Source organism: Caballeronia sp. DA-9 (assembly GCF_051615025.1).
In the GTDB taxonomy this organism is placed as follows: Bacteria; Pseudomonadota; Gammaproteobacteria; order Burkholderiales; family Burkholderiaceae; genus Caballeronia; species Caballeronia sordidicola.
Genome location: NZ_CP195131.1, coordinates 766,212 through 786,952, shown reverse-complemented (window position 1 = coordinate 786,952; position 20,741 = coordinate 766,212). Strand labels below are relative to the sequence as shown.

Annotated in this window: 14 protein-coding genes; 8 read left to right on the top strand and 6 right to left on the bottom strand. The window is 58.2% G+C overall.

Annotation, left to right across the window (positions count from 1 at the left end; all coding sequences use genetic code 11):
• The first annotated feature begins 147 nt into the window (after positions 1-147).
• From ACRWA7_RS03555 to ACRWA7_RS03535, 5 genes are all read left to right on the top strand, one after another.
• Positions 148-1,191, top strand: a complete 1,044-nt coding sequence (locus tag ACRWA7_RS03555) for a LacI family DNA-binding transcriptional regulator (RefSeq protein ID WP_438390092.1) — start codon at positions 148-150, stop codon at positions 1,189-1,191.
• A 156-nt stretch (positions 1,192-1,347) separates the two neighbouring features.
• Positions 1,348-1,875 carry a 2,4'-dihydroxyacetophenone dioxygenase family protein gene (locus ACRWA7_RS03550; RefSeq protein WP_438390091.1) on the top strand — a complete coding sequence of 176 codons (528 nt, stop codon included), beginning with the start codon at positions 1,348-1,350 and terminating at the stop codon, positions 1,873-1,875.
• On the top strand, positions 1,872-2,624 hold the full coding sequence (locus ACRWA7_RS03545) for an SDR family oxidoreductase (protein WP_060858792.1): 753 nt from the start codon (positions 1,872-1,874) through the stop codon (positions 2,622-2,624). Before ACRWA7_RS03550 ends, ACRWA7_RS03545 begins: the two co-directional genes overlap by 4 nt.
• A 77-nt stretch (positions 2,625-2,701) precedes the next feature.
• Entirely contained in the window at positions 2,702-4,003 is a 1,302-nt protein-coding gene (locus tag ACRWA7_RS03540; protein ID WP_438390090.1) for an MFS transporter, read from the top strand.
• Between the two features lie 21 nt (positions 4,004-4,024).
• On the top strand, positions 4,025-4,753 hold the full coding sequence (locus ACRWA7_RS03535; protein WP_438390089.1) for an SDR family NAD(P)-dependent oxidoreductase: 729 nt from the start codon (positions 4,025-4,027) through the stop codon (positions 4,751-4,753).
• 9 nt (positions 4,754-4,762) lie between these two features.
• Here the strand turns inward: ACRWA7_RS03535 and ACRWA7_RS03530 are convergent, their stop codons facing one another.
• Together ACRWA7_RS03530 and ACRWA7_RS03525 are read right to left on the bottom strand one after the other, a co-directional pair.
• Positions 4,763-5,149, bottom strand: coding sequence for an ester cyclase (locus tag ACRWA7_RS03530; protein WP_438390088.1), 387 nt, complete (start codon positions 5,147-5,149; stop codon positions 4,763-4,765).
• A gap of 112 nt (positions 5,150-5,261) precedes the next feature.
• Positions 5,262-7,196, bottom strand: coding sequence for a methyl-accepting chemotaxis protein (locus ACRWA7_RS03525; RefSeq protein ID WP_438390087.1), 1,935 nt, complete (start codon positions 7,194-7,196; stop codon positions 5,262-5,264).
• 214 nt (positions 7,197-7,410) lie between these two features.
• Here ACRWA7_RS03525 and ACRWA7_RS03520 point away from each other — a divergent pair, with 214 nt between their 5' ends.
• Positions 7,411-8,277 carry an alpha/beta hydrolase family protein gene (locus ACRWA7_RS03520; RefSeq protein WP_438390086.1) on the top strand — a complete coding sequence of 289 codons (867 nt, stop codon included), beginning with the start codon at positions 7,411-7,413 and terminating at the stop codon, positions 8,275-8,277.
• A 256-nt stretch (positions 8,278-8,533) separates the two neighbouring features.
• Here the strand turns inward: ACRWA7_RS03520 and ACRWA7_RS03515 are convergent, their stop codons facing one another.
• From ACRWA7_RS03515 to ACRWA7_RS03505, 3 genes are all read right to left on the bottom strand, one after another.
• A complete protein-coding gene (locus tag ACRWA7_RS03515) occupies positions 8,534-10,216 on the bottom strand; it encodes a S8 family serine peptidase (protein WP_438390085.1) in 1,683 nt (560 codons plus the stop codon).
• Positions 10,217-10,816: 600 nt separating this feature from the next.
• Positions 10,817-12,619 (bottom strand): hypothetical protein, encoded by a 1,803-nt coding sequence (locus tag ACRWA7_RS03510; RefSeq protein ID WP_438390084.1) that lies wholly within the window; start codon positions 12,617-12,619, stop codon positions 10,817-10,819.
• A gap of 658 nt (positions 12,620-13,277) precedes the next feature.
• A complete protein-coding gene (locus tag ACRWA7_RS03505; protein ID WP_438390083.1) occupies positions 13,278-15,614 on the bottom strand; it encodes a hypothetical protein in 2,337 nt (778 codons plus the stop codon).
• A gap of 1,153 nt (positions 15,615-16,767) precedes the next feature.
• On the opposite strand from ACRWA7_RS03505, the gene ACRWA7_RS03500 reads away from it, so the two are divergent.
• Both ACRWA7_RS03500 and ACRWA7_RS03495 read left to right on the top strand, forming a co-directional pair.
• Positions 16,768-17,262 carry a hypothetical protein gene (locus ACRWA7_RS03500; RefSeq protein ID WP_438390082.1) on the top strand — a complete coding sequence of 165 codons (495 nt, stop codon included), beginning with the start codon at positions 16,768-16,770 and terminating at the stop codon, positions 17,260-17,262.
• Positions 17,263-17,324: 62 nt separating this feature from the next.
• The gene (locus ACRWA7_RS03495) at positions 17,325-17,948 is read left to right on the top strand and encodes a superoxide dismutase (RefSeq protein ID WP_438390081.1); all 624 of its coding nucleotides are present in this window, start codon (positions 17,325-17,327) and stop codon (positions 17,946-17,948) included.
• 69 nt (positions 17,949-18,017) lie between these two features.
• Here the strand turns inward: ACRWA7_RS03495 and ACRWA7_RS03490 are convergent, their stop codons facing one another.
• Complete coding sequence (locus tag ACRWA7_RS03490) at positions 18,018-20,633, bottom strand: PepSY domain-containing protein (RefSeq protein ID WP_438390080.1); 2,616 nt, start codon at positions 20,631-20,633, stop codon at positions 18,018-18,020.
• Positions 20,634-20,741 lie beyond the last annotated feature (108 nt).

The window sequence follows — 20,741 nt, the reverse complement described above, 5'->3', positions numbered from 1 at the left end:
AAATGCTAAATCCATTCAGCTAAATTTAAAAAACGATGCTGAATCCATTCAGCTATCCGGTCAACGCTCGAATACCCTAATATGGCGAGCCACCGAAGTAGATCAGCCTTCCTGCTGCAAACGGACGAATCTGAAAAGGAAAACAAGATGACCCGCACCGCTGCTGGACGCAAATCCACGATCTACGATATTTCCAGGGCGACCGGATCGTCGGTGGCGGCGGTGAGCATGGTGCTGAACGGCACGTGGACGCGATATCGCATCAAGGAAGAGACCGCAAACCGCATTCTCGAAAGTGCGCAGCAACTGGGCTACAACGTGAATATGGCCGCACGCGGGCTGCGGCTATCGCGCTCCGGGCTTGCCGGCATGATCCTTCCGCATTATCGAAACCGTTTTTTTGCGGGGCTGGCCGAGACCTTTGAAGAGCAAGCCAGGCGCCGCGGCCTGTGCCCCGTGGTCGTGAGCACGCAGCGCGATCCCGCGGTGGAAGGCAGCGTCACGCAGACGCTGCTTTCGCAACGCGTCGAAGTCCTTTTCATCGCGGGCGTGCGCGATCCTTCGCCGCTCAACGCGCTGTGCGCGGCGGCGGGCGTTCCGTGCATCAATGTGGACTTGCCGGGTGCAGACGCACCGTCAGTCGTCTCCGATAACCAGGGCGGCGCTCGCGCGCTGACCGACGTGCTCATCGGCAAGATGCAGGCTCGCGGCGACGCGGCTGAGGAGCTGGTGTTTCTTGGCGGTATTGCGAACGAGTACGCGACGGAAAAGCGTATAGCCGGATTTCGCGAGGCCTTCGCGGCACGCAATCTGACGCCCTCATCCGATGCCGTGGAATGCTGCGGCTATCTCGCAGCGGATGCGCGCCGCGCGCTCGCCCGGCGGGTCGAGCAGCTCGGCCGCCTTCCTGCGGGCTTGCTCATGAACTCGATTACCGCGTTCGAAGGGCTGGTTCAGTTTGCATCGCAATTACCTCGCGAAGCGTGGCAGTCCTCGGTGTTCGGGTGCTTCGACTGGGACCCTTTCGCGGCGCACCTTCCCTTCGATGTAACCATGATGCGCCAGGACGTGGAGCGCATCATCGCGGAAGCGTTCTCCCTAGCCGATGCGCATGACCCGGCTACACGCCCGCTCGTGATCGTACCGACGGACTTCGGAAGGCCGCTCGACCAACACGACGCCGCCAGCTAGTCCATCACACACGTGGATTCGAGGCGTACCTGATCGGACGCAGAAACTGAGACATCTCGGTAAATACCCCAGGATTGACCTCGCATCTCAAAATCTTCGATAATTAGTCACATTGTGGACGTAAGTCCATATTATGGACAATTATAAAGGTCGCCCATGCCAGATATCCTCAATACCTATCCCGCCACCATGCCTTATCAGTTGCCCTTTCCCAAGGAGGCGCAGAAGGAAGTCGTGGTGCCGTTCGCCATTCCGACCGACGAACGCGTGTGGGTGCCGCAAGCCGAAAACGTGTCGTTCCGCCCACTGTGCCTCAACGCTTCGCAAGGCTACTGGATGAACCTGCTGCGCGTGCGCAAGTCGGGTGTCTTAAGCCGGCATCGGCATCCGCAAGGCGTTCACGGGTTCGTGTTGAAAGGGCGTTGGAAGTACCTCGAACACGAATGGACCGCAACGGAAGGAAGCTACGTCTACGAGCCTCCCGGCGAAACCCATACCTTGTACGTGCCCGATGACGTCGAGGAGATGATTACGTACTTCCAGGTGAACGGCGTGATGTTCTATTGCGATCCGTACGGCAACTACACCGGCTACGAAGACGTGTTCACCAAGATCGAGATGTGCCGCAAACACTATGCATCGAACGGTTTGGGCGAAGACTACGTGGACCAGTTCATTCGATGACCACGGCTTCTTCTTCGCACGCGAGATACGACTTCGCTGGACGCGTGGCGGTCGTGACAGGCGCGGCCGGTGGAATCGGCCGGGCGATCTGCAAGGCGTTCAGCGCCAACGGTGCGTACGCGGTGAACTGGGACCGGATCGCGGGCGACCTTGGCACGCCAGATGCGCCCGCGCATTTTCATGTCGATATCACCAACCCCGCTTCCATTGAAGCGGCGCTTGCCGCTACCATCGACCGGTATGGCCGCGTGGATTACCTTGTGAACAACGCGGGCTTTGCCGGTTCCACACAGCCGCTCGACGAATGCGATCCCGCCGAATGGCAGCGCGTGATCGAGGTCAACCTGCTGGGCACCTATCACGTAAGCCGGATCGTGCTGCCGGTCATGCGCGGGGCGCGTACTGGGCGTATCGTCAATATTGCGTCGCTTGCAGGCAAGGAAGGTACGGCGAATGCATCGGCTTATAGCGCGGCAAAAGCGGGTGTCATTGCAATGACGAAGTCGCTTGGCAAAGAGTTGGCGCAGACCGGCATCCTGGTGAACGGCATCGCGCCCGCAGCGGTGGAAACGCCCTTGCTCGAGCAGATGGCCGCAGCCCACGTGCAGACCATGATCGATAAAAGCCCCATGGGCCGGCTCGGCACCACGCAGGAAGTAGCCGCCCTCGCGCTCTGGCTATGCTCGGATTCCTGCACCTTCAATACGGGTGCGACGTTTGATCTGTCGGGAGGACGCGCGACCTACTAAGCTTGGGTCTACTAGCATCACGCGCCAACAAGAAAGCAGTCATTGCTCAAGACACATTCCATGCAGGAGACAAGCATATGCTTCAGAAATCCCCACGCCTCAAGCGCACGCAGATAATCGCGGTCACATTCCTGACCATAGCGGGTATCGTCAATTACCTGGACCGTTCAACGCTGTCCATAGCGAATCATTCGGTCAGCCAGGAACTGCATCTTTCCGCTTCTCAGATGGGCTTGCTGTTGTCGGCGTTTTCGCTGGCGTATGCATTCGCCCAGCTTCCTGTAGGCGCCCTCCTTGATCGCTTCGGTTCACGCGCCATGCTCGGACTCGGCATGCTGATATGGTCGGTCGCGCAGCTTGCGGGCGGCTTCATTCAGTCGCTGAATCATTTCCTCTCGGCGCGCATTGTTCTCGGCGTGGCGGAAGCGCCCTTGTTTCCAGCGGGCGCAAAAGTCGTGAACGAATGGTTCGCCGTGCATGAACGGGGCCGTCCGACCGGGACTTTTGTCGCGTCCTCGACCATTGCGCCGATGATCGCGCCACCGCTGCTGACCGTACTGATGCTTTCATTCGGATGGCGAACTATGTTCGTCATCATGGGCGTGCTCGGCATACTGGTTTCGATTGGCTGGTACATGACGTATCGCAACCGCGATGAAGTGGCGCTGGACGAATCGGAGATTGCTTATCTGGAGTCGGATCACAAGGTCGAGCCGCGCGCAAAAGGCGTGAGTCTCGCCGAATGGGGCAACCTCTTCAAGCTGCGCAATACGTGGGGCATGATCATCGGCTTCATGGGCGTGATCTATATGGTGTGGCTGTATTTGACGTGGTTGCCGGGTTACCTCGAAAACGAACGCCACCTGAGCATTGCGCACACGGGCTGGCTTGTATCGATACCTTATGTTTTCGGGACCATTGGCATGGTGTCAAGCGGTTACATTGCGGATCATCTGCTCAAGCGCGGCATGGCGCCCATTCGCAGCCGCAAGTGGCCGGTCTGCATTGGGCTGGTTGGCGCCGCTGCGTTCACGGTGCCGGCCGCTTATACGCCCAGCACCACGCTCGCCATTGTCTATATCTCGCTCGCGATGTTCTTCGTCAATATGTCGAGTGGCACCGCATGGGCGCTCGTCAGCGTGGCGGCGCCACGTCATCTGGTGGCGTCGTTGGGCAGCATGCAGAACTTTGGCGGCTATCTTGGCGGATCGTTCGCGCCGATCATCACCGGCATTGTGGTCGACCAGACGCATTCGTTCGTCAACGCGCTGTCGATCAGCGCGGGCGTCGCTTTCGCCGCTGCGCTGGTCTATTTGTTCGTGGTGAAAGAGGTCGCGCCCGACGTGCTGCCCGCTTCAATCGAGACACAGCCCTCGTAAATTTTATTCTCAGGATTGGACATGACTTTCAAGGATAACGTGCTCGAAGGCAAGGTGGCGCTGGTCACCGGCGGCCTGTCCGGCATTGGCGCAGCCATTGCCAATCATCTGGCGCAGCTTGGTGCGCACGTGGTGGCGGCAGGCTTGCCGCTTGCAGCGGAGGCGCCGGATGGTTTGGCGCCGGCCGTGCGCAAGGTCACGCTCGACGTGCGTTCTGCTGCGAACGTAAGCGCCGTGCTCAAGGAGTTCGACCGGCTCGATATTGTCGTGAATTGCGCGGGCGTGATCCGGCGCGGAGCCGAACACGAAGTCGACGTATTCGAAGACGTTGTCGATATCAACCTGCACGGCACCATGCGTGTATGTTCCGGTGCGCGCGCGTTGCTCAAGGCATCGTCGGGATGCATTGTGAATACGGCGTCGATGCTGAGCTTTTTCGGCGGCGGCCTCGTGCCCGCTTATAGCGCGAGCAAGGGCGCGATTTCGCAACTGACCAAATCGCTCGCCATTGCCTACGCTGCGGACGGCATTCGCGTGAATGCGGTTGCGCCGGGGTGGATTGCCACGCCGTTGACGCAGGCGCTGCAGGAAGATACGGGCCGCGCGCAAGGGATTCTCGATCGCACGCCCATGAAGCGTTGGGGCGCACCTGAGGAAGTTGCGCAGGTTGTGGCGTTTTTGTGCACGCCCGCCGCGTCGTTCATGACCGCCGCTATCGTGCCCGTCGACGGCGGGTATCTGGCGGCATGAGTTTCGAAGCTAGAGCTGCGCCTCAATAGCCGCCTTGTCTATCACCGACCACACCTCCACGATTTTTCCTTCCCGAAACTGATAGAAGACATTCTCCGTAAAGGAAACCGTCTTGCCATTCACAGGAAGGCTGAGAAATCTTCCCTTTGGCGCGCACGTGAAGGCGAGCCGGCTTGCTATAAACGGAGGATCGGCGATCAGCAATTGAATGTTGAAGTGGAGGTCCGGGATTTCATCGAAGTCTCGTTCCAGCATCTCACGATATCCAGCCAGGCCGAAGCGTTTGCCGTTATGGGACGCATCGTCATGAACGAACTGTCCGAGTTGCGTCCAGTCCTGCTTGTTCAAGCAGGCAATGTAGGCTCGGTAGAGGTCGGAAAGCTCGCTTTTTTCCATTGCAATTCCCCTGATCGATCAAGACGGTTCTTCGAAGCGTGACGCCTCGCGCTTCGCGGATCCGCTCAATATACCCGCTCGCGACCAGGGACGTGCATTGCGGGGGCAAGGGCTATGCAACATCGAATGCCGCAACCACGCCCTCCATTTTCAGCGCCTGTTCCTTTAGCGAAGCGCTAGCTGCAGCCGCTTCTTCCACCAGCGCCGCATTCTGCTGTGTCACGCGATCAAGCTGCGCGATCGCCACATTGATCTGTTCTATGCCGTCGCCCTGTTGCGCCGATGCGCCTGCGATCTCGTTGATAATGACATCCACACCGCTAATGGAAGCGATCACGCTCTGGATCGCGGCATCCGCTTCATGAAACAGCGTCGTGCCGCCTCGTACGCCTTCGGCCGAGCGCTCGATCAAACCCTTGACGTCTTTCGCCGCCACCGACGTACGATGCGCAAGCGTGCGCACTTCTCCCGCGACGACGGCGAACCCTTTGCCCTGATCGCCGGCACGCGCTGCTTCCACTGCGGCGTTGAGTGCAAGGATATTGGTCTGGAACGCAATGCTTTCGATAGTCGAGATCATTTCGCCCATTTCGCTAGAACGTTTGGCAATCTCGTTCATAACAGACACGGCGCGCGTGATGATCTCGCCGCTGCTGCCTGCCTTGGCCGATGCATCGCGGCTCAGCGCGCCCGCTTGCCGCGCGTTGTCGGCATTGTGGCGCACAGTGGAAGTGAGCTCCTCCATGCTCGCGGCGGTCTGCTCGAGCGACGCCGCCTGCTCTTCGGTTCGGCGCGACAAGTCGAGATTGCCCGAAGCGATCTCTTCACTGCCCGCAAGCACCGACCCGGCGGTGGCTTTTGTCGAAACGATCATGTCGTTGAGCGCCATGAACAGCGTGTTGAGTCCGCTTCGAATCGAGGCGATGTCGTCGCGGCCGTCAACAACGAGCCGATGTCGCAAGTCGCCTTCGGCGGCGCGCGCCATGCATGCGGCGATCTCGTTGACATCTTCGCTCGTGCGTTTCGCGAACGCGATAAAAAGGTAAAGCGCAAGACCCACGGATACCGCGCTAAGCGCGCTCATAGTCCACACTTTGCGCGCTTCGGCACCAGCCCGCTCTGCAAGCAGGCTACCAAGCAAGGCGGAAAGGCGTGTATGCGCGCTATAAAGCGAATCGACAGCACGGGTGCCCATGGCGAAATACGCACCTGCATCCACCGTGGCCGCGCCTGCATCCGACGCAAGGCTTGCGACGGTTTTCCCGAAGGAATCGAAGTCGTCGAAATCAGAATTACCCAACTGATTCTGCGCGGCGGAATCGTCGAGGGCACGGCGCACGCGCACGAGATCCTGCCGCACGTTTTCCATCTGGTCACGCAGCATCATTGCGTGCACGCCAAGCGCGCCCCGATCCGCAGGATTGATCTGCGCGCTGCTGAGTGCCGCCGTACCCTTGCCCCGTGCGATCGCAGCCATTTCCGCAGCCGCAGGCAACGATACAACCACAGTGTTGATGAGGTAATACGTTGCAGGCTCTGGATCGAGCGCGAGCCTGGAGCTGTCGGCCAGGTCGGCGGTGAACGCAAAGATTGCACGAACCAGCGCGGTGTGTGCGTCGAATACATCCTTCGCATTCGCCGACAACGGCATTGCCGCGAGCTTCGCGTATTGAACAGCGAGTGTATCGACCTGAGCCTTTACGCTGAAGGTTCTTGTGGCGGCGGCCTGAGCGCTCAAGGTTTTCAGCAAGTGGTCGGATTCGGCGTTCGCGGTGTTGAAAGCGGAACGCATGCCTTCGTTGCCTGCCATGACGCCGGCACTTGCGCCTCTGCGTTTTTGTACCGACTTGATCAGCGCCTGACTCGTGCCGAGCAATGCCACGCCCTCTATTTCCTGCTGCGTGGATGCATAGGCGTGATCGGCGTCGCGCAGCGTGGAGAAGAGGCAAACTGAAAGCGGCAACAGAAACAGCAGCGCGAGAACAACGAGCTTTTTCGGCATGGTCAGCCGGCCCATCAGGACCATGCCGGGTGCAAACAAACGCATATCGAGTCACTTCCTTTTAGGTCAGGGTTATGGGGGATAACGGCGCTGACGTTCACAACTGAACAGGCCCATCAACGGAAATTTTGCGATGCACAAACCCTGTGCTTTTTAGTGGCTTAATCTTCTTCACGGCACGTATCTGGTGCATTAAACTGCACTTCCGGTGCATTGCCGACACCGCGCATTCACCCTGGCAACCGCTCTTCGAGGTCTTATGAATTCAGGTTTGCGCAGCGTGCAAATAGAAGATCATGATCGAGCCATTACGTTTGCCTGCATCGTTCAATATCCGACACTGGCGGCGGCGTCGGGGACAACACTCGGCCCCTATACATTCGACGCGACACTGGACGCTCCGATTGCGTCGGGCCTGTTTCCCGTATGTTTGATATCGCATGGTGGTGGCGGCTCGCACCTTCTCTACCGGAGCATTGGCACTCATCTTTCCAGGCGCGGTTTTATTGTGGTCAGTCCGGAGCATCCGGGCGACAACAAGAACGATCGCTCCCTCTCCAACACGGACGAGTCTGCGGTGGCGCGTCCGCGTCATATGTCGCTTGCCCTCGACGCTCTGCTCGCGGATCCATTCTTTCGGTTGTCGGCGGATGCCTGCCGTGTCGGCATAGTGGGGCATTCGATGGGCGGATTCACGGCCCTGGCACTCGCTGGCGGCCATGCCTGGTCGCGTTCCGGTCAGCCACTGCCGGTCATTGCAGACAGCCGTATTGGAGCCGCTGTTTTGCTCGCGCCGGCCACGGACTGGTTCATGGCGCCCGGAGCGCTTGACAGCGTAGTCACGCCGTTACTGGTGATGGCCGGAGAGCGCGATCCGGTTACGCCACCTGACGCAATCCAGCGTGCCTTGGCGCAATTGCCGGCGGGCACGCCATTGGAAACGATCGTCGTACCGGGCGCGGGGCACTTTTCTTTCCTGTCGCCCTTTCCCGTGGCAATGCAGCGGGCTGACTTTCCACCTGCTTCAGATCCCGAAGGGTTTGATCGCGAGCAGTTCCATGAAGCGCTTCCGGTCTTGGTCCACGATTTCTTGGTACGGACTCTTGGCGTGCGCTTTGACGAATAGCCCATGTGCGCAGCAATTCTTTGTTGTTGAAGGCCAAGCACTTTCAGATAAGCGATTTAGTCGTCCGCATGCGCGCAGGAGATGGATGGATCAAGGCACGCGATCTAAAACGACAACTCCTCATCCTGCTCAGCAAATACGTCGTTGCTCACACCGAGAGACTGGAAGGCAGGCTTTAGTCGCATCGCCACCCGTTTGAAATTCGAATGGCAATGCGATAAAAAACTTTTTTACACAGGACACGTCCAGTGTGCACCTAACCCTTTTTTAACGTGTAGCTTCCTACAAGCGTTACATCCCAAAAATCTGGTTGCTTGTTAAGCAAGACGTAATACGTGCCCGGAACGGGAGCGTTGAAAGTACATTCTTCATCGTTGCCCGGTCGGAATGGCACGCACAATGGGTTTATCTGCGTTGGTGAATCTTTGCGAACATACATGTGCGCAGTGCCGCTGCCGCCTGAAATCTTAAACTTCAAGTCTGTTGCACCTGGAGGAACTTCCATTGAGAAGTAAACGTTGTAGGCCGCGTTTGAACTCACGATTACCGGTTCATTCGGAGTAAGCTTTTGGACTTCCGGACTAACAAGCTTAATCATTTGAACAACTTGATCAGTCACCCCTGCGCTATCAGTTACCTTCTGAGTGACGTAGTAAGTACCCGGATATTCGTAAAAATTAACGATATCGCTCCACTCGCTAACGGGCGTCCAAAACGTCTCGTTGTTAGCGCTATCGAAGTTATATGAGCGCGAAACAATCGTGCCGCCGCGGTGACTGGATTTGTCCATACATCTAACAAACATCATCTCGCCCACTACACAATCGAGATTAGCCACCGGTGGCAATCCACTTTTCACCGCTTTGAGAGCGGCTGTGGCGTCAACAAGATTCGCAGCAGCAGGCCAGAAGACAGCGGGGGTTGCACGAGAAGTCCGCCTCAGAATGCTTCGCACCTCGCCGGGACTTAGGCGCGTTGAAGACGCGGATTGCATAAGCGCCGCCACACCGGCTACATGGGGTGCAGCCATCGAAGTGCCTGTCATCTCGAGGTAGCTTTCCGCCCCAGGAAAAGACTTGCCATCATTATAGGTTGATAGAGCAGATCCTGGTGCGCTTACGGTGATTAGAGACCCCCTATTGGAAGAGCTAACGATCTGTCCATCCGATTGATGGCCAGCTACAACAATAACGTGTTTACACTGCGCCGGCTGGTACCAACCGGCTTCCCTGCCGTTATTGCCTGCCGCGACGACTATTGTGGTTCCCCGTTCAACCGCTGCGTCAATCGCGGTCTGATATGTTCGGGCGCATTCGCCTGCTACGCTCTGGCCACTCAAGCTCATGTTAATAACTTGCGCAGGAAAGGCGTTCAAAGGCGCATTTGGGACTGATCCGCCCGAGGCCCAGACAATGCCGTCCGCGATATCTGACATATATCCGGCTCCGCACCCGTTGAGAACGCGAACAGGCAGTACTTTCGCACCCCAAGCGACGCCGGCAACACCCGTACCGTTGTTAGTCACCGCTGCAAGAATACCGGCGACGTGAGTTCCGTGCCACGTGACGCTGCATCCGACGTCAGGCGATATACCCGGATTGCTGCCGTCGCCGACCACTTTGCCGCTGGCGAATTCAATGCCCGGGAGGATGTTAGCATCGAGGTCGCTATGTTTCGTAACGCCATTATCGAGTTCAGCGATCACGACGCCCGCCCCATTACTAATGTCCCATGCACCTTCGGCGTTAATTCCCTGATACTCACCCATCGTCTTGTTAGGAGCAAAGTTCCACTGAGCACGATAGTCCGGATCATTTGGAACCATCGCGGTTTGCATAATGGCATCCGGCTCAATGTACTCAACATCGGGATCTTTGGCGATCTGACGCATAAACGATTCGGCGTCGCCAGCCGTAAGTCCCTTGTCGACACTAATCACGTCGGCTCCTATACCGAGACGGCGTAAGTGCTTTGCCTTAAAACGCAAATCCCGCGCGGAATTGTCCAAACGACCCTGCACGGAACTGACCCGGTTGCGTTCTAGCGTGCCTTCTCGGTATTTAACGATGAAGCGATCGTTCGTTGCGCTAGCTCGCAGACCGCTTGTGCCAACGTGAGCTACGGACTCGGCCGGATTCAAAGCGCTTCCCCTAATTACAGATGTCGACGGAACCGTTCCTGTATCGAAACCTCCAGCAGGCGATTTGGATTGATCGCCTGCTCCGCACGCCGCCAAGGTAATCGATAAAACGATGGCACCCGCACTCGGACTCACCTTAGGCGATCGGAATACGCACAAGGCTCTTGCAATACATTTCGACATTTCAACTATCCATTTATTTTAATTTCTAGGACTTAATTTCGTTATCCATAATAAATTTATATGACGTCGGATACTTAATTTTTCCTAAGATAGCTGTATCAGACGTCACTTCATCGACAAACTTAACATTCCTTACATTTAAGTAATAAGACAAATATCAAAGTTCGTAGATATCGTACGAATATAATTTTTTGGTATCTGTTTTGTTGACTTTGATCAACGCTGTGCACGCGGCCGGTCTATCGCAGCATCCACCATCCTGCCCAAACGTGCCACTACCCGTTCTATAACAGGCGCCCGTTCCCCCGGCTTGGGCTGCCTGAAAAGTTCGACCGAGTCGTACCATGGTTGCGCTTGCGCATCGCCCCAACACCAGTGCGATACATGATCGAGCATCGCGAACACTGGGCGACCCAGCGCGCCACCCAGATGCAATGGAGCACTATCGATCGTTACTGTTGCGTCAAGCGCTGTGATGTGCGCGGCAACGTCGTCGAAACCATTGGTATAGCGATCAGTCAGATCGCACACTCGATAACCTCGATCAAGCAAAGCCATGGAGTCGTTGGAGCGACCCGGCGTCAATGGATAGAACACCACATTCCGCATAGCCAAGACCGGTTCCAGCGCGGTCAATGCGATCGAGCGTTTTGCGTCGCGCCGATGCGTGGGATCGCCGCTCCAAACCAATCCAACATGCAGCGCGCCCTCGTTTGAGCTGAGCCGTTCGCGCCAAGTCTTCACTTTGCGAGTGTCGGCAACCAGATAGGGTACACCGCGCACTTGGCTCTTTCTCAGGCGTATAGCGTGGGGGACACTCATCATGGCCAGTACATAGTCAGGTGTGCCCAGCAACTTATCTTCGATCGCGACGCAATTCTCATAAAAGCGTAAAAACAACGGCTGCAATGAGCGACGCACTGCAAGCCTGAGCGTGCCGCCTGCCTGACGGATTTGCGCAGCCAATGCCGGAATGAAACGGACCATCTGGATATCATCGCCGCTGCCCTTTTCGCTATAAACGATCAGCGTCTTGCCAGCCAACGATTCTCCCTGCCAGCGTGGGGCCAAGGAGGCCATAACATGGACGACATTGTCCGAAGCGCGATCGGCAGTCGTCAGGCGTTTTTCAAATCGCGGCCATGCCGCAGACCAGAAATCCCGGCGTAACTGGAGTTCTGCCAGGTCGGCGGACGCCTGGGCGTTGCCAGGATCTAGCTTGAGTGATGCATGCAATACAGCCTCGCTGTCTCGGTAGCGTCCCTGCTCAGCGAGATAAAGGCCGATCGCGGCAACCACCTTGCTATTGCCCGGTGCGGTGGCATTGACTGCGCGCATCGTCGCTTCGGCCGCAACAGCGTCATTGTCGCGTTGCCATTGCGCGTGACTGAGTTGCCAGGCAATTTCGGCGTTGGCCGGTTCCCGCGATAGAACGTCTCGACAGACTTGTTCAACGCGATCCCAGTCCCGGCTCTCGCGATACAAGATTGCCAGTTCCAGCGGCAACGCCCGATCAATCGCAGGATCGCGCGCGTAAGCGCGCTCAAGTGCCGCACGACGCTCCGCCCGCGCATCGTCGCCGGGCAACTGCGCCAACGCCGAGGCCAGCCACCACGCTGCGCGCGAATCTTCACTTTCTAGTTGCTCATAAGCACGAAGCATCGCAACTGTTGCCGACAACGCGCGTTGGCTGATCAACCAGTTGATCCACCGGATGCTTAAGGCTGCTCCGAGCACGGCGACGGCCCTCTCGCTATATCGACGGGTCGCGGCCGGGTTGCCGAGCGCGTCGGAAAATAACGCGATTCGTGCATAGCGCGCGCCGTTGGCCGCCTCGGGCTTGATCGCCGATTCATCTCCCCCTGACTCCAATAGCTCGCCGGCGCTTATGCGTACCTCTGCACGCAGTTGAGGCGTGATGCTGGAATGATTCACTGCCGCGTCGACCCCCCGGTTACGCAGCAAGTGCCAAACGGCGATAACTGGATCAATTGTGTTTGATAGTTCCGACTCGTGCATGAACGTGTGATTGGAGTAGTTAATATGGATCCACGCGTAAAAAGCGCGATGCTTCGCTCCCAACCGTTCAGTAACAAGAAAAATAAACTGACGGAGCGGCTTGCGAGCAGTTTAAATTACGTTTCTTTTTCCGTATCTTGAAATTCGTTTGATACACACAGGTCAACACCGGTCGTCGCACACTGGACGCCGCGTTCATTGCCGTTTTCTGATGAAGACGTGATTGACAGGACCGCCAAAGATCAAGAACGAGGTGAAGGCAAAGGCACACATCACTGACACTTGATAGACATGCCTATCTTATTGGCCGGCAAATGTTGATAAATCCAAGCAGCGTACGGTCAGCGCGCGCGTAAATGTCTGCATGAAAGCTGCCGTCCCTCGCAGTTGACTCGGACCTTTCGCGGCACTAACGCGGGCGCTTTTCATAATCACAATCTTTATCTCAATGTGGTCAGACTTGGCTATCTGATCAGCAGAACTCGCCAGTTGTTATTCTTTTAGGATCCCATAGTATCTTCAAGTGCCATGTAAAATCATGTCGAAGAAAATCCGTTCAACCGATCGCAGACCCTGAGTTCAGCTCGCCCATAAAAAACGCGAGGCTCCGAACCTGCCGGAAGCCTCGCGTTCTGTGCTGCCTATATGCCGCTATCGATCAGTTCTTGATCAAGCTCAGGTAGTTACCGCTCGGATACGCCGTGTTCAGCCACGTCGACAAACGGTTCACCTGCGTCTTGTCGATGCCTTCGCCCAGCATCTGCGGAATCTGGTTCCACGTCCACGTCGGGAAGTTCTCCGTCGTGCCGCCCGATACCGTCCCGTGAACATAGCCAATCGCGCACAGGCTGCGCATGCTCCAGCCGCACGTCGTCTCGCCCGCCACCGCATTGGCCGCCCCCTCGCGCTGCCACGTGGTGATGTTGAAGCTCGTCGTGGTGTCCATCCAGTTCGACAGGAACGCGTTGACCACCGCCTGCTCCGTGGCCGGGCTCGTGCCCTTCCAGACGCCGTTCTGACCGCCGTTCCAGACATCGAGCGGGCTGCTGTCGCGAATGGTCCAGCCGCGCGTGACATCGGTTACGCCCACGCCGTTATCCATTTCCTGTGCGCCCTTGAGCACGTAGAGGAAGTTGCGGATCGGCTCCGGCCGCCCGCTGCTTTGCAGCAGGTTGTTGAGCAGGCCGTACGCGTATTGCCAGTCGGTCGGCAGGTGCACGTTGTGTGCGCCCGAACCCGGATTGAGCAGGATCTGCAGGTAGTACCACTGGTTGGCCTTCACGTAATGCGCCACCGCGCTGCCGAACATGCTGTTGTCGGCCGGAAAACCCTGGATGTGCGGCGACACGTTGAAGACGAAGCGCCAGTATCCGCACCAGCCGCGCTTTTCCGCCTTGGGCGCATTCTCCTTGGTGACCCACGCGGTCGGGCAGTTCGTTTCCAGCGAGAAATCCTGCGCAAGCTCCCACGACTTCATCAACTGCCACTGCGCGGTCCCGTACAGGTTCTTCTGCTGCGCAATCGTATAGCTGCCGCTCACGCCTTCGTTCGGTGGCGTGAACCGCTCGCCCAGTTCGCTGCCCCAGTAATAGAGGTCGTTGAAGATGTCGCCGGTCTTGCCTTGCGCGTAGCTCGTGCCGCCGTTGGCAAGCTGGGTGCGCATGTTGTAGGTGGATGAACCCGTGCCCTCGCCCGCGTAATCCTTGTTCAGGTTGCTGTTCGTGAAGTAATCGCCCCAGGCGTCCTTCGGGTGAATGCGCGGCACCCAGTGATTCCAGTCGGGTAACTGGAAGCCAATGGGAATTTCGCGCAGATTGATTTGCCCCTTGGTCGATATCGCTGCTTTATCGACGCCACTCGGGAATATCGTGGCGAGTGTATCGAGGTCATTTTCCGATACCGCGTCAATACCCGCGCCGCAGGTCCAGTCGCTCACCGGCGCGCTATCCAGGCCCGGGCCCGGCTGATAGGGCGGATTCCACGGACGGCATTTCGGTCCGGGCGTGGGATTGGTGCTGGCCAAGCTCCGGATATAGCTCGCGATCTGCAAGCCCTGATTCTGCGACAGGCCGTGATATTCGCTTCGAACGACAATCGAGTTATTCGAGTAATTGAACTTGAACAAGTCGTTTCCGCTCGCGCTGTGGCAGTCCATGCAATGCGCCTTGAGTTGCTTGCCCGAATTGATGGGCGAATCGATCAGCGTGGCGCTTTGCCATAACTTCTGACCGGCGGCAATATCGGCGGTGTTTGGAAGCGGCGCGCTCCATTTGGTCGGATCGTCTTGCGTGAAACTGCTGTCGGCAATCAGCGCATTGCCCGATGCATCGAGCAGGTTGAATGACAGCACGCGATAACCCGAGCTCACGCCATCGGTGGTATTGAAACGGAAATTGATGACATTGCTGCCGTTGATTGCGCCCGATATGGGTACGTTCAGTTTGATGGTGTCGTAGCCGCCGCCAATGCCGCCGTACAGTTTTGCGTTGCCCAGTACGGCCACGTTTGCGTTCGTGAGGTCGATCCATTTGCCGCCGTTGATCTGGATGGAGCCCTTGGCGTCGTAGGAGAGGTTGTTCACGCGCAGCGTCAACGTGGTTGCCGATGCGCCGGCGGGGACCGGTAGCGTGGTGGTGACAACCACGCCGCTGCCCGCGCCCATGACTTCGAGTGGCATGACGATGGTGCCTGACTCCGCGGAGTCCGCATCAGACGCCGGTGCTTGGGGAGCGATTACAGGTGGCGGGTTGTCGCTGCTGCTGTCGGGCGGATTCAATCCACTCGCCGGGGAACTCGCGCCCACGGACGTGGCCGGGGGCGCCGCAGCCGCGCTTGCCCCGCTTGGCGCGGCCGTGGATGCCGACGATGCGCCGGCTGCGTTACCGCCAACCCCGGACGAGTTGCTAAGACCTGTGACCGCGGACGAATCCGAATTCCCGCCGCCACCGCCGCATGCACTGACGCTGAGAATCGCGCCGCCAACCAAAGAAATCACCCGTATCTTCTTGAGATTTATCATTATTTATATGATGCGGAAACGATGAAATTCCCCGCATAAAAGTCGCGGAGCCCGGTATTTTCAAATAAAAGATGTTTTCCGCAAAAAAGACACTTGCATACAACGACAGCCTAATAAACGACCTAATCTTTTTATGCAATTCCTCATACAATTAAAATGCACGTTTCGCAGCTTTCTCATTGCGCTGTTTAAAGTATCCACCTTGCCATTGATTGAGGCTCCAGATTGCGCGCAGTCGAGTTAAGGCGCTACTTCAACATGGTTAAATGTTTAAACTGTGAAAATTGACCAAAAGGGGATTCAAGCTGCATGGATTCCGGTCGGGCAATCCGAGCGAAATCTTGCGCGCTCGACAATCTGGCAATACCTGCACGCCACGCAATTCGGTTATTTAGCTTTTTTGTAATCTTCCCACGCCATGCAAACGCCGACCTTTCAAATATGGGCAAGCGGCATCCTTGCAGCTTCCTAGGGCGCGCCGACATCATTTCCCGTAAAAAACCTTTCTATATTTAGTCTGCTATGACTCGGCCTATGGCTCATGTGACTAAACATGATTCGAGTAGTCACTATCGGGGGGCATTGTGGCGCAGTTTAATAGTAAAAAAAATCTGCATGTCAATCTGCGATAACTGCACAGCGGCTTATGGCAAATGCCGGCGCGAACTCAAAGCCGCATGCGTACGAACGCGCTAATCGAAGCGTTAAAGCGTCATGGTGATTCATGCCCAGACCAGCGCGTGCATCAACACTCCGCGTATTCACGAACCGGCCGCGGGCGCTGATGCAGCCGTGCCACGTCCAGGCGCGGGCGGGCTAATACCTGAATCGCCGCTCTTCGAACATGCCACGCAGGCGAACGCCAGCACTGCTGCACCAAAGCACGTGATCCATTTACCCGACATGATTTATCTCCGTTGATTCAAGACACGCAGATGGCAACCATTCGGCAGCAATGGTCATTCCGGTGCGCCGGCTTGCGAAGTTGGTTCGAGCACGGAATGGCTACATCGAAAGAACAAATGAAAAAGCCTGTGCTGGACACTGATATCGCGAATGATTATTATTAACCATCCCGAGTACGCAGGCGTCCGGTCAACGAAAAGGGTGCAGAACAGGAGACCCTTTCATGCACCAGCCGCGCGTTGCCCCGTTAGCCGAAGTCGTTGCACCCTCACTCGAAGCGAGTTTGAGCCTGTGGGAATGCGTGATGCGCGCGGCTGTTGCCGCGCTACGCGCAGCGCAGCCGCTTGCAGCGTTTCAGGGGTATGAACATGCGCTCGCAATCGCGCATCGGCTGATTGAACAGCCTCCCGAGGGACGTGCTGGCGATTGCGTCGCGGCCCTCGTGGTCTCGCATCACAACCTCGCGGATCTCGAACTCGAACGCGGCCGTATCGATCACGCCGTCGCGCAACTCTGCGCCGCGCACGAAGCGCTGCTTAAAATTTTCCTCGATACAACCCGCGGCCCCGCCCTGCAGCAAGCCGCACTGCGCCATAGCCGCGAGACGCATGTCGCGTTGCTGAACCATGTCGCCACGCATGGCCCTCATACGTCCATCGCGCGGACGCTCGAATTGGGCGAACGAGCGTTGAACGCAAGTACCCCGCTACCACACTGATGCATTGATTCCCCGACGCACTGACGCAAACGCACCGCCCATCCATCCGAAAGGAACCCACGATGCCCTATACCCTTCCCCCGTTGCCCTATTCGTTCGATGCACTCGAACCGCATATCGATGCCCGCACGATGGAGGTTCACCACACGAAGCATCACCAGGCCTACGTCAACAACCTGAACGCGGCGCTGAAAGATACGGAGTACGCAGAATTGCCGATTGAAACGCTCGTGGCGCAAGTCTCTTCGCTGCCGGAAGCATTGCAGGCACCCGTGCGCAACAACGGCGGCGGCCATGCAAATCACAGCCTGTTCTGGACCGTCATGTCGCCCGAGGGCGGTGGCACGCCCGAAGGCGAACTGGGTCAGGCGATCGATACCGATCTCGGCAGTTTCGACGCCTTCAAGGAAGCGTTCACCAAGGCCGCGCTGACGCGTTTCGGCAGCGGCTGGGCGTGGTTGAGCGTGAACAACCAAGGCAAGCTTGTTGTGGAAAGCTCGGCGAATCAGGACAATCCGCTCATGACCGGATTGATGTCAGGCAACACGCCGGTTCTCGGTCTCGATGTCTGGGAACACGCGTACTACCTCAAGTACGAGAACCGCCGTCCGGAATACATCGCGGCGTTTTATAACGTGATCAACTGGCCGGAAGTCGCGCGCCGGTATGCGCAAGCGCGCGCTTGATGTAGCGGTCTCAACAGCGGTTTTCAGGCGCGCGCAAAGCCGGACGGCACGCGCCTGAAACGAGGCGACTCAATAAACGTCGCGCCTGTACAACCCGTTCGCAACCATCATGCTGACGCGTTCATCGCCGAGCGCGGCCCTCAGTTCCCTGTCGACGGCAGGCGCCATTCCCGCCAGGCTGCCGCACACCATGATCGCCGCGCCGCCCGCCACCCACATGAAAATCTCGCTCGCGGATTGCCTGATGAGGTCTTGCACGTAGCGTCCGCAATCATCGTCGCGGGAATACGCCAGATCGACGCGCGCAAGCGTGCCGTCCGCGCGCCATGCGTCGAGTTCGTGCTTGAAGAAGGCGTCGTACCGGGCATTGCGCTCGCCAAACAACAACCAGTGCCCCTTCGATCCCGCCAGGCTGCGCTCACGAAGATGCGCGCGCAGTCCGGCAAAGCCTGTGCCGTTGCCAATGAGTATCAGCGCCCGCTCCCCTTCCGGCCGATGAAAGCCCGCGTTCGTGCGGATGCGCGCCTGCACTGCATCGCCTTCGGTTGTATAAGCCGTCAGCCATCCCGAGCCAACGCCCAGTTCGCCCGATGACTTGACCAGTTGCCTCACTACGAGGTCCAGGTAGCCATCGGCGGGAACGGAGGCGATCGAATAATCGCGATGCGGCAGCGGCTTGAGGGTATCGACAAGTTCAGCAGCGCTCATCTTGTCCGCGGCATCAGGCAAAGGAAGAATCGCGCCGGACAAGTGTGCATCGAGACGCTGACCGTGCACGCGGGTATCGGCATCCAAACCCGCCGCCGATAAAAACCGCGTCACCGCCGCCGGATCATTGCGCGGATAAATCTCGACAATGTCTCCCGCAGTCCACTGATGCGCGGTCGCAGCGTTCGCTTTCAGCCGCACAAAATGCACGCCGCCGCCCTGGCTGCCAGGATTCAAAAGCTCACGTGTTGCCAGCGTCCACGCCTCGACCGGCGCTTGTGCCCAGGAAGCGGTTGTTGCGGCACCCAGCTCGGATAACTGCCGGCGCCAGCGCTGTTCGCTTTCATCGTCGCGCCCATTCATTTCGATGCGCTCGAACAATTTGCGCGCGCCAGCCCGGGTCAGCCATTCATCGACCTGACGGCCGAAGTGACAGAAATCCGGATACTCGCGATCGCCGAGCGCCAGCACCGCATAGCTGAAACCGCCGCTCGGCGCGGGGCGCGCCATCATCTGCCGCACGAACGAACGGGCGCGATCGGGCGCTTGTCCGTCGCCGTAGGTGCTGACCACAAAAAGCACGCAACGGGCGGCCGCCAGCGATACGGAATCGAGCGCGGAAATGGGCAGCAAGCGCGCCGCCCGTCCCGCCGATGCGAATGCCGCTGCGCTCATGCTCGCTATGCGCTCAGCCGTACCGGTCTGGCTCGCATGAACGATCAGCAAGTCGCTGTCCACGTCATTCACCACGACGGGTGGCAAGGAAGGAATGGCAATGGCTCCGGCTTCACGGCGCTTGCGCCGTCGGCCGAGATACAGCAGCCAGCCGGTTATTGCAAAAAGCGGCATGGTCAGGCTGCACAGCATGATCACCACCCGGCCTGCAATGCCGAACACGCTGCCGCTATGCACCGACAACATGCTCGTGCCGACGACCTTGCTTACTGGCCGGTCGGCATAGAGGTCGGTGAGTTTCAGCGAGCCGGTGGAGGCATCGAATGTGTATCGATCCATCAGGCCGCCTCGCAACGGCCCGTCGAAACGTTCAATCGATACCGACTTGCCATCGCGCGATACCGTGAGCGAAGCACGTCCGAAATCGGGGCCGACTCGTTGCACGAAGGTGTTCCATGCGGCATCGAACGAGATTGCATGGCCCGGCTCGGCCGCGCCTTGCGCGCCGCGCTTTTTACGCGGGCCGGCAGCCCGGGACGCGTCGCCCTTCGCGAGCGCAAGCGCTTCCTTCGGCTTGCGATCCATGGCCGGCGCGCGCCGCATTTCCTCGATGCCCAGCGTCTTGCTCACCAGATCGTGATACCAGCCGTATGACCACCACAGCCCGGTGAGCGCGCTCAACAGATAGGACAGGACCATCCATGCGCCGATCACCGCATGCAACGAGCGATAAAGATTGCGCCCGGTGCGTTTCAGATCGAGGACGAACCACGAACGCCAGTCGAGCGGCTTGCGCGGCCATCGGAGATACAGCCCGGACAGCGCGAAGAATATGAGCGAGAACGCAGCCACGCCCGTAATCTGCTTGCCGATCTCGTTGTCCCTGCGCCCTTCGGTCAGAGGCAGCGCCAGGAATCGATGCAGGTCTTCGACGAACGAAAAAAAATCATTGCCGGCAGCCTTGCCGAGCACGTGCCCAGTGTAGGGATCGGCATAGTATGTCGCCGCGCCGGAGGGCTGGCGCACGCGAAACTGCGCGGCTCTCGCCGGATCAGCCGACAACACCAGCGGCCTGATGTCCTCGCCGGGAAACTGGGCCTGGATGCTCGCGAGCAGCGCATCCGGTGTCATGCGTTCGGCGCCTTTCCCGCCGTTTGCAACGCTGATCGTGCGGCTGTTCAGGAGCCCCGTTATCTCGTCCTCGAAGCTCATGGTGGCGCCCGTCAGCCCCATGAGCGTCAGCACCAGCCCCACTGTGATGCCGAGCAGCCAGTGCACTTGAAACAGAATTCGACGAGTCATTGAAATACCTGCAGTCCCTGCGCGGTTCGGGCGGTCATAAATAGTCTTACAGTCAGTCTTACAGTTTCAATGCATCGTTTCCAAAGCATAGTTAAACGCCGCGATGGC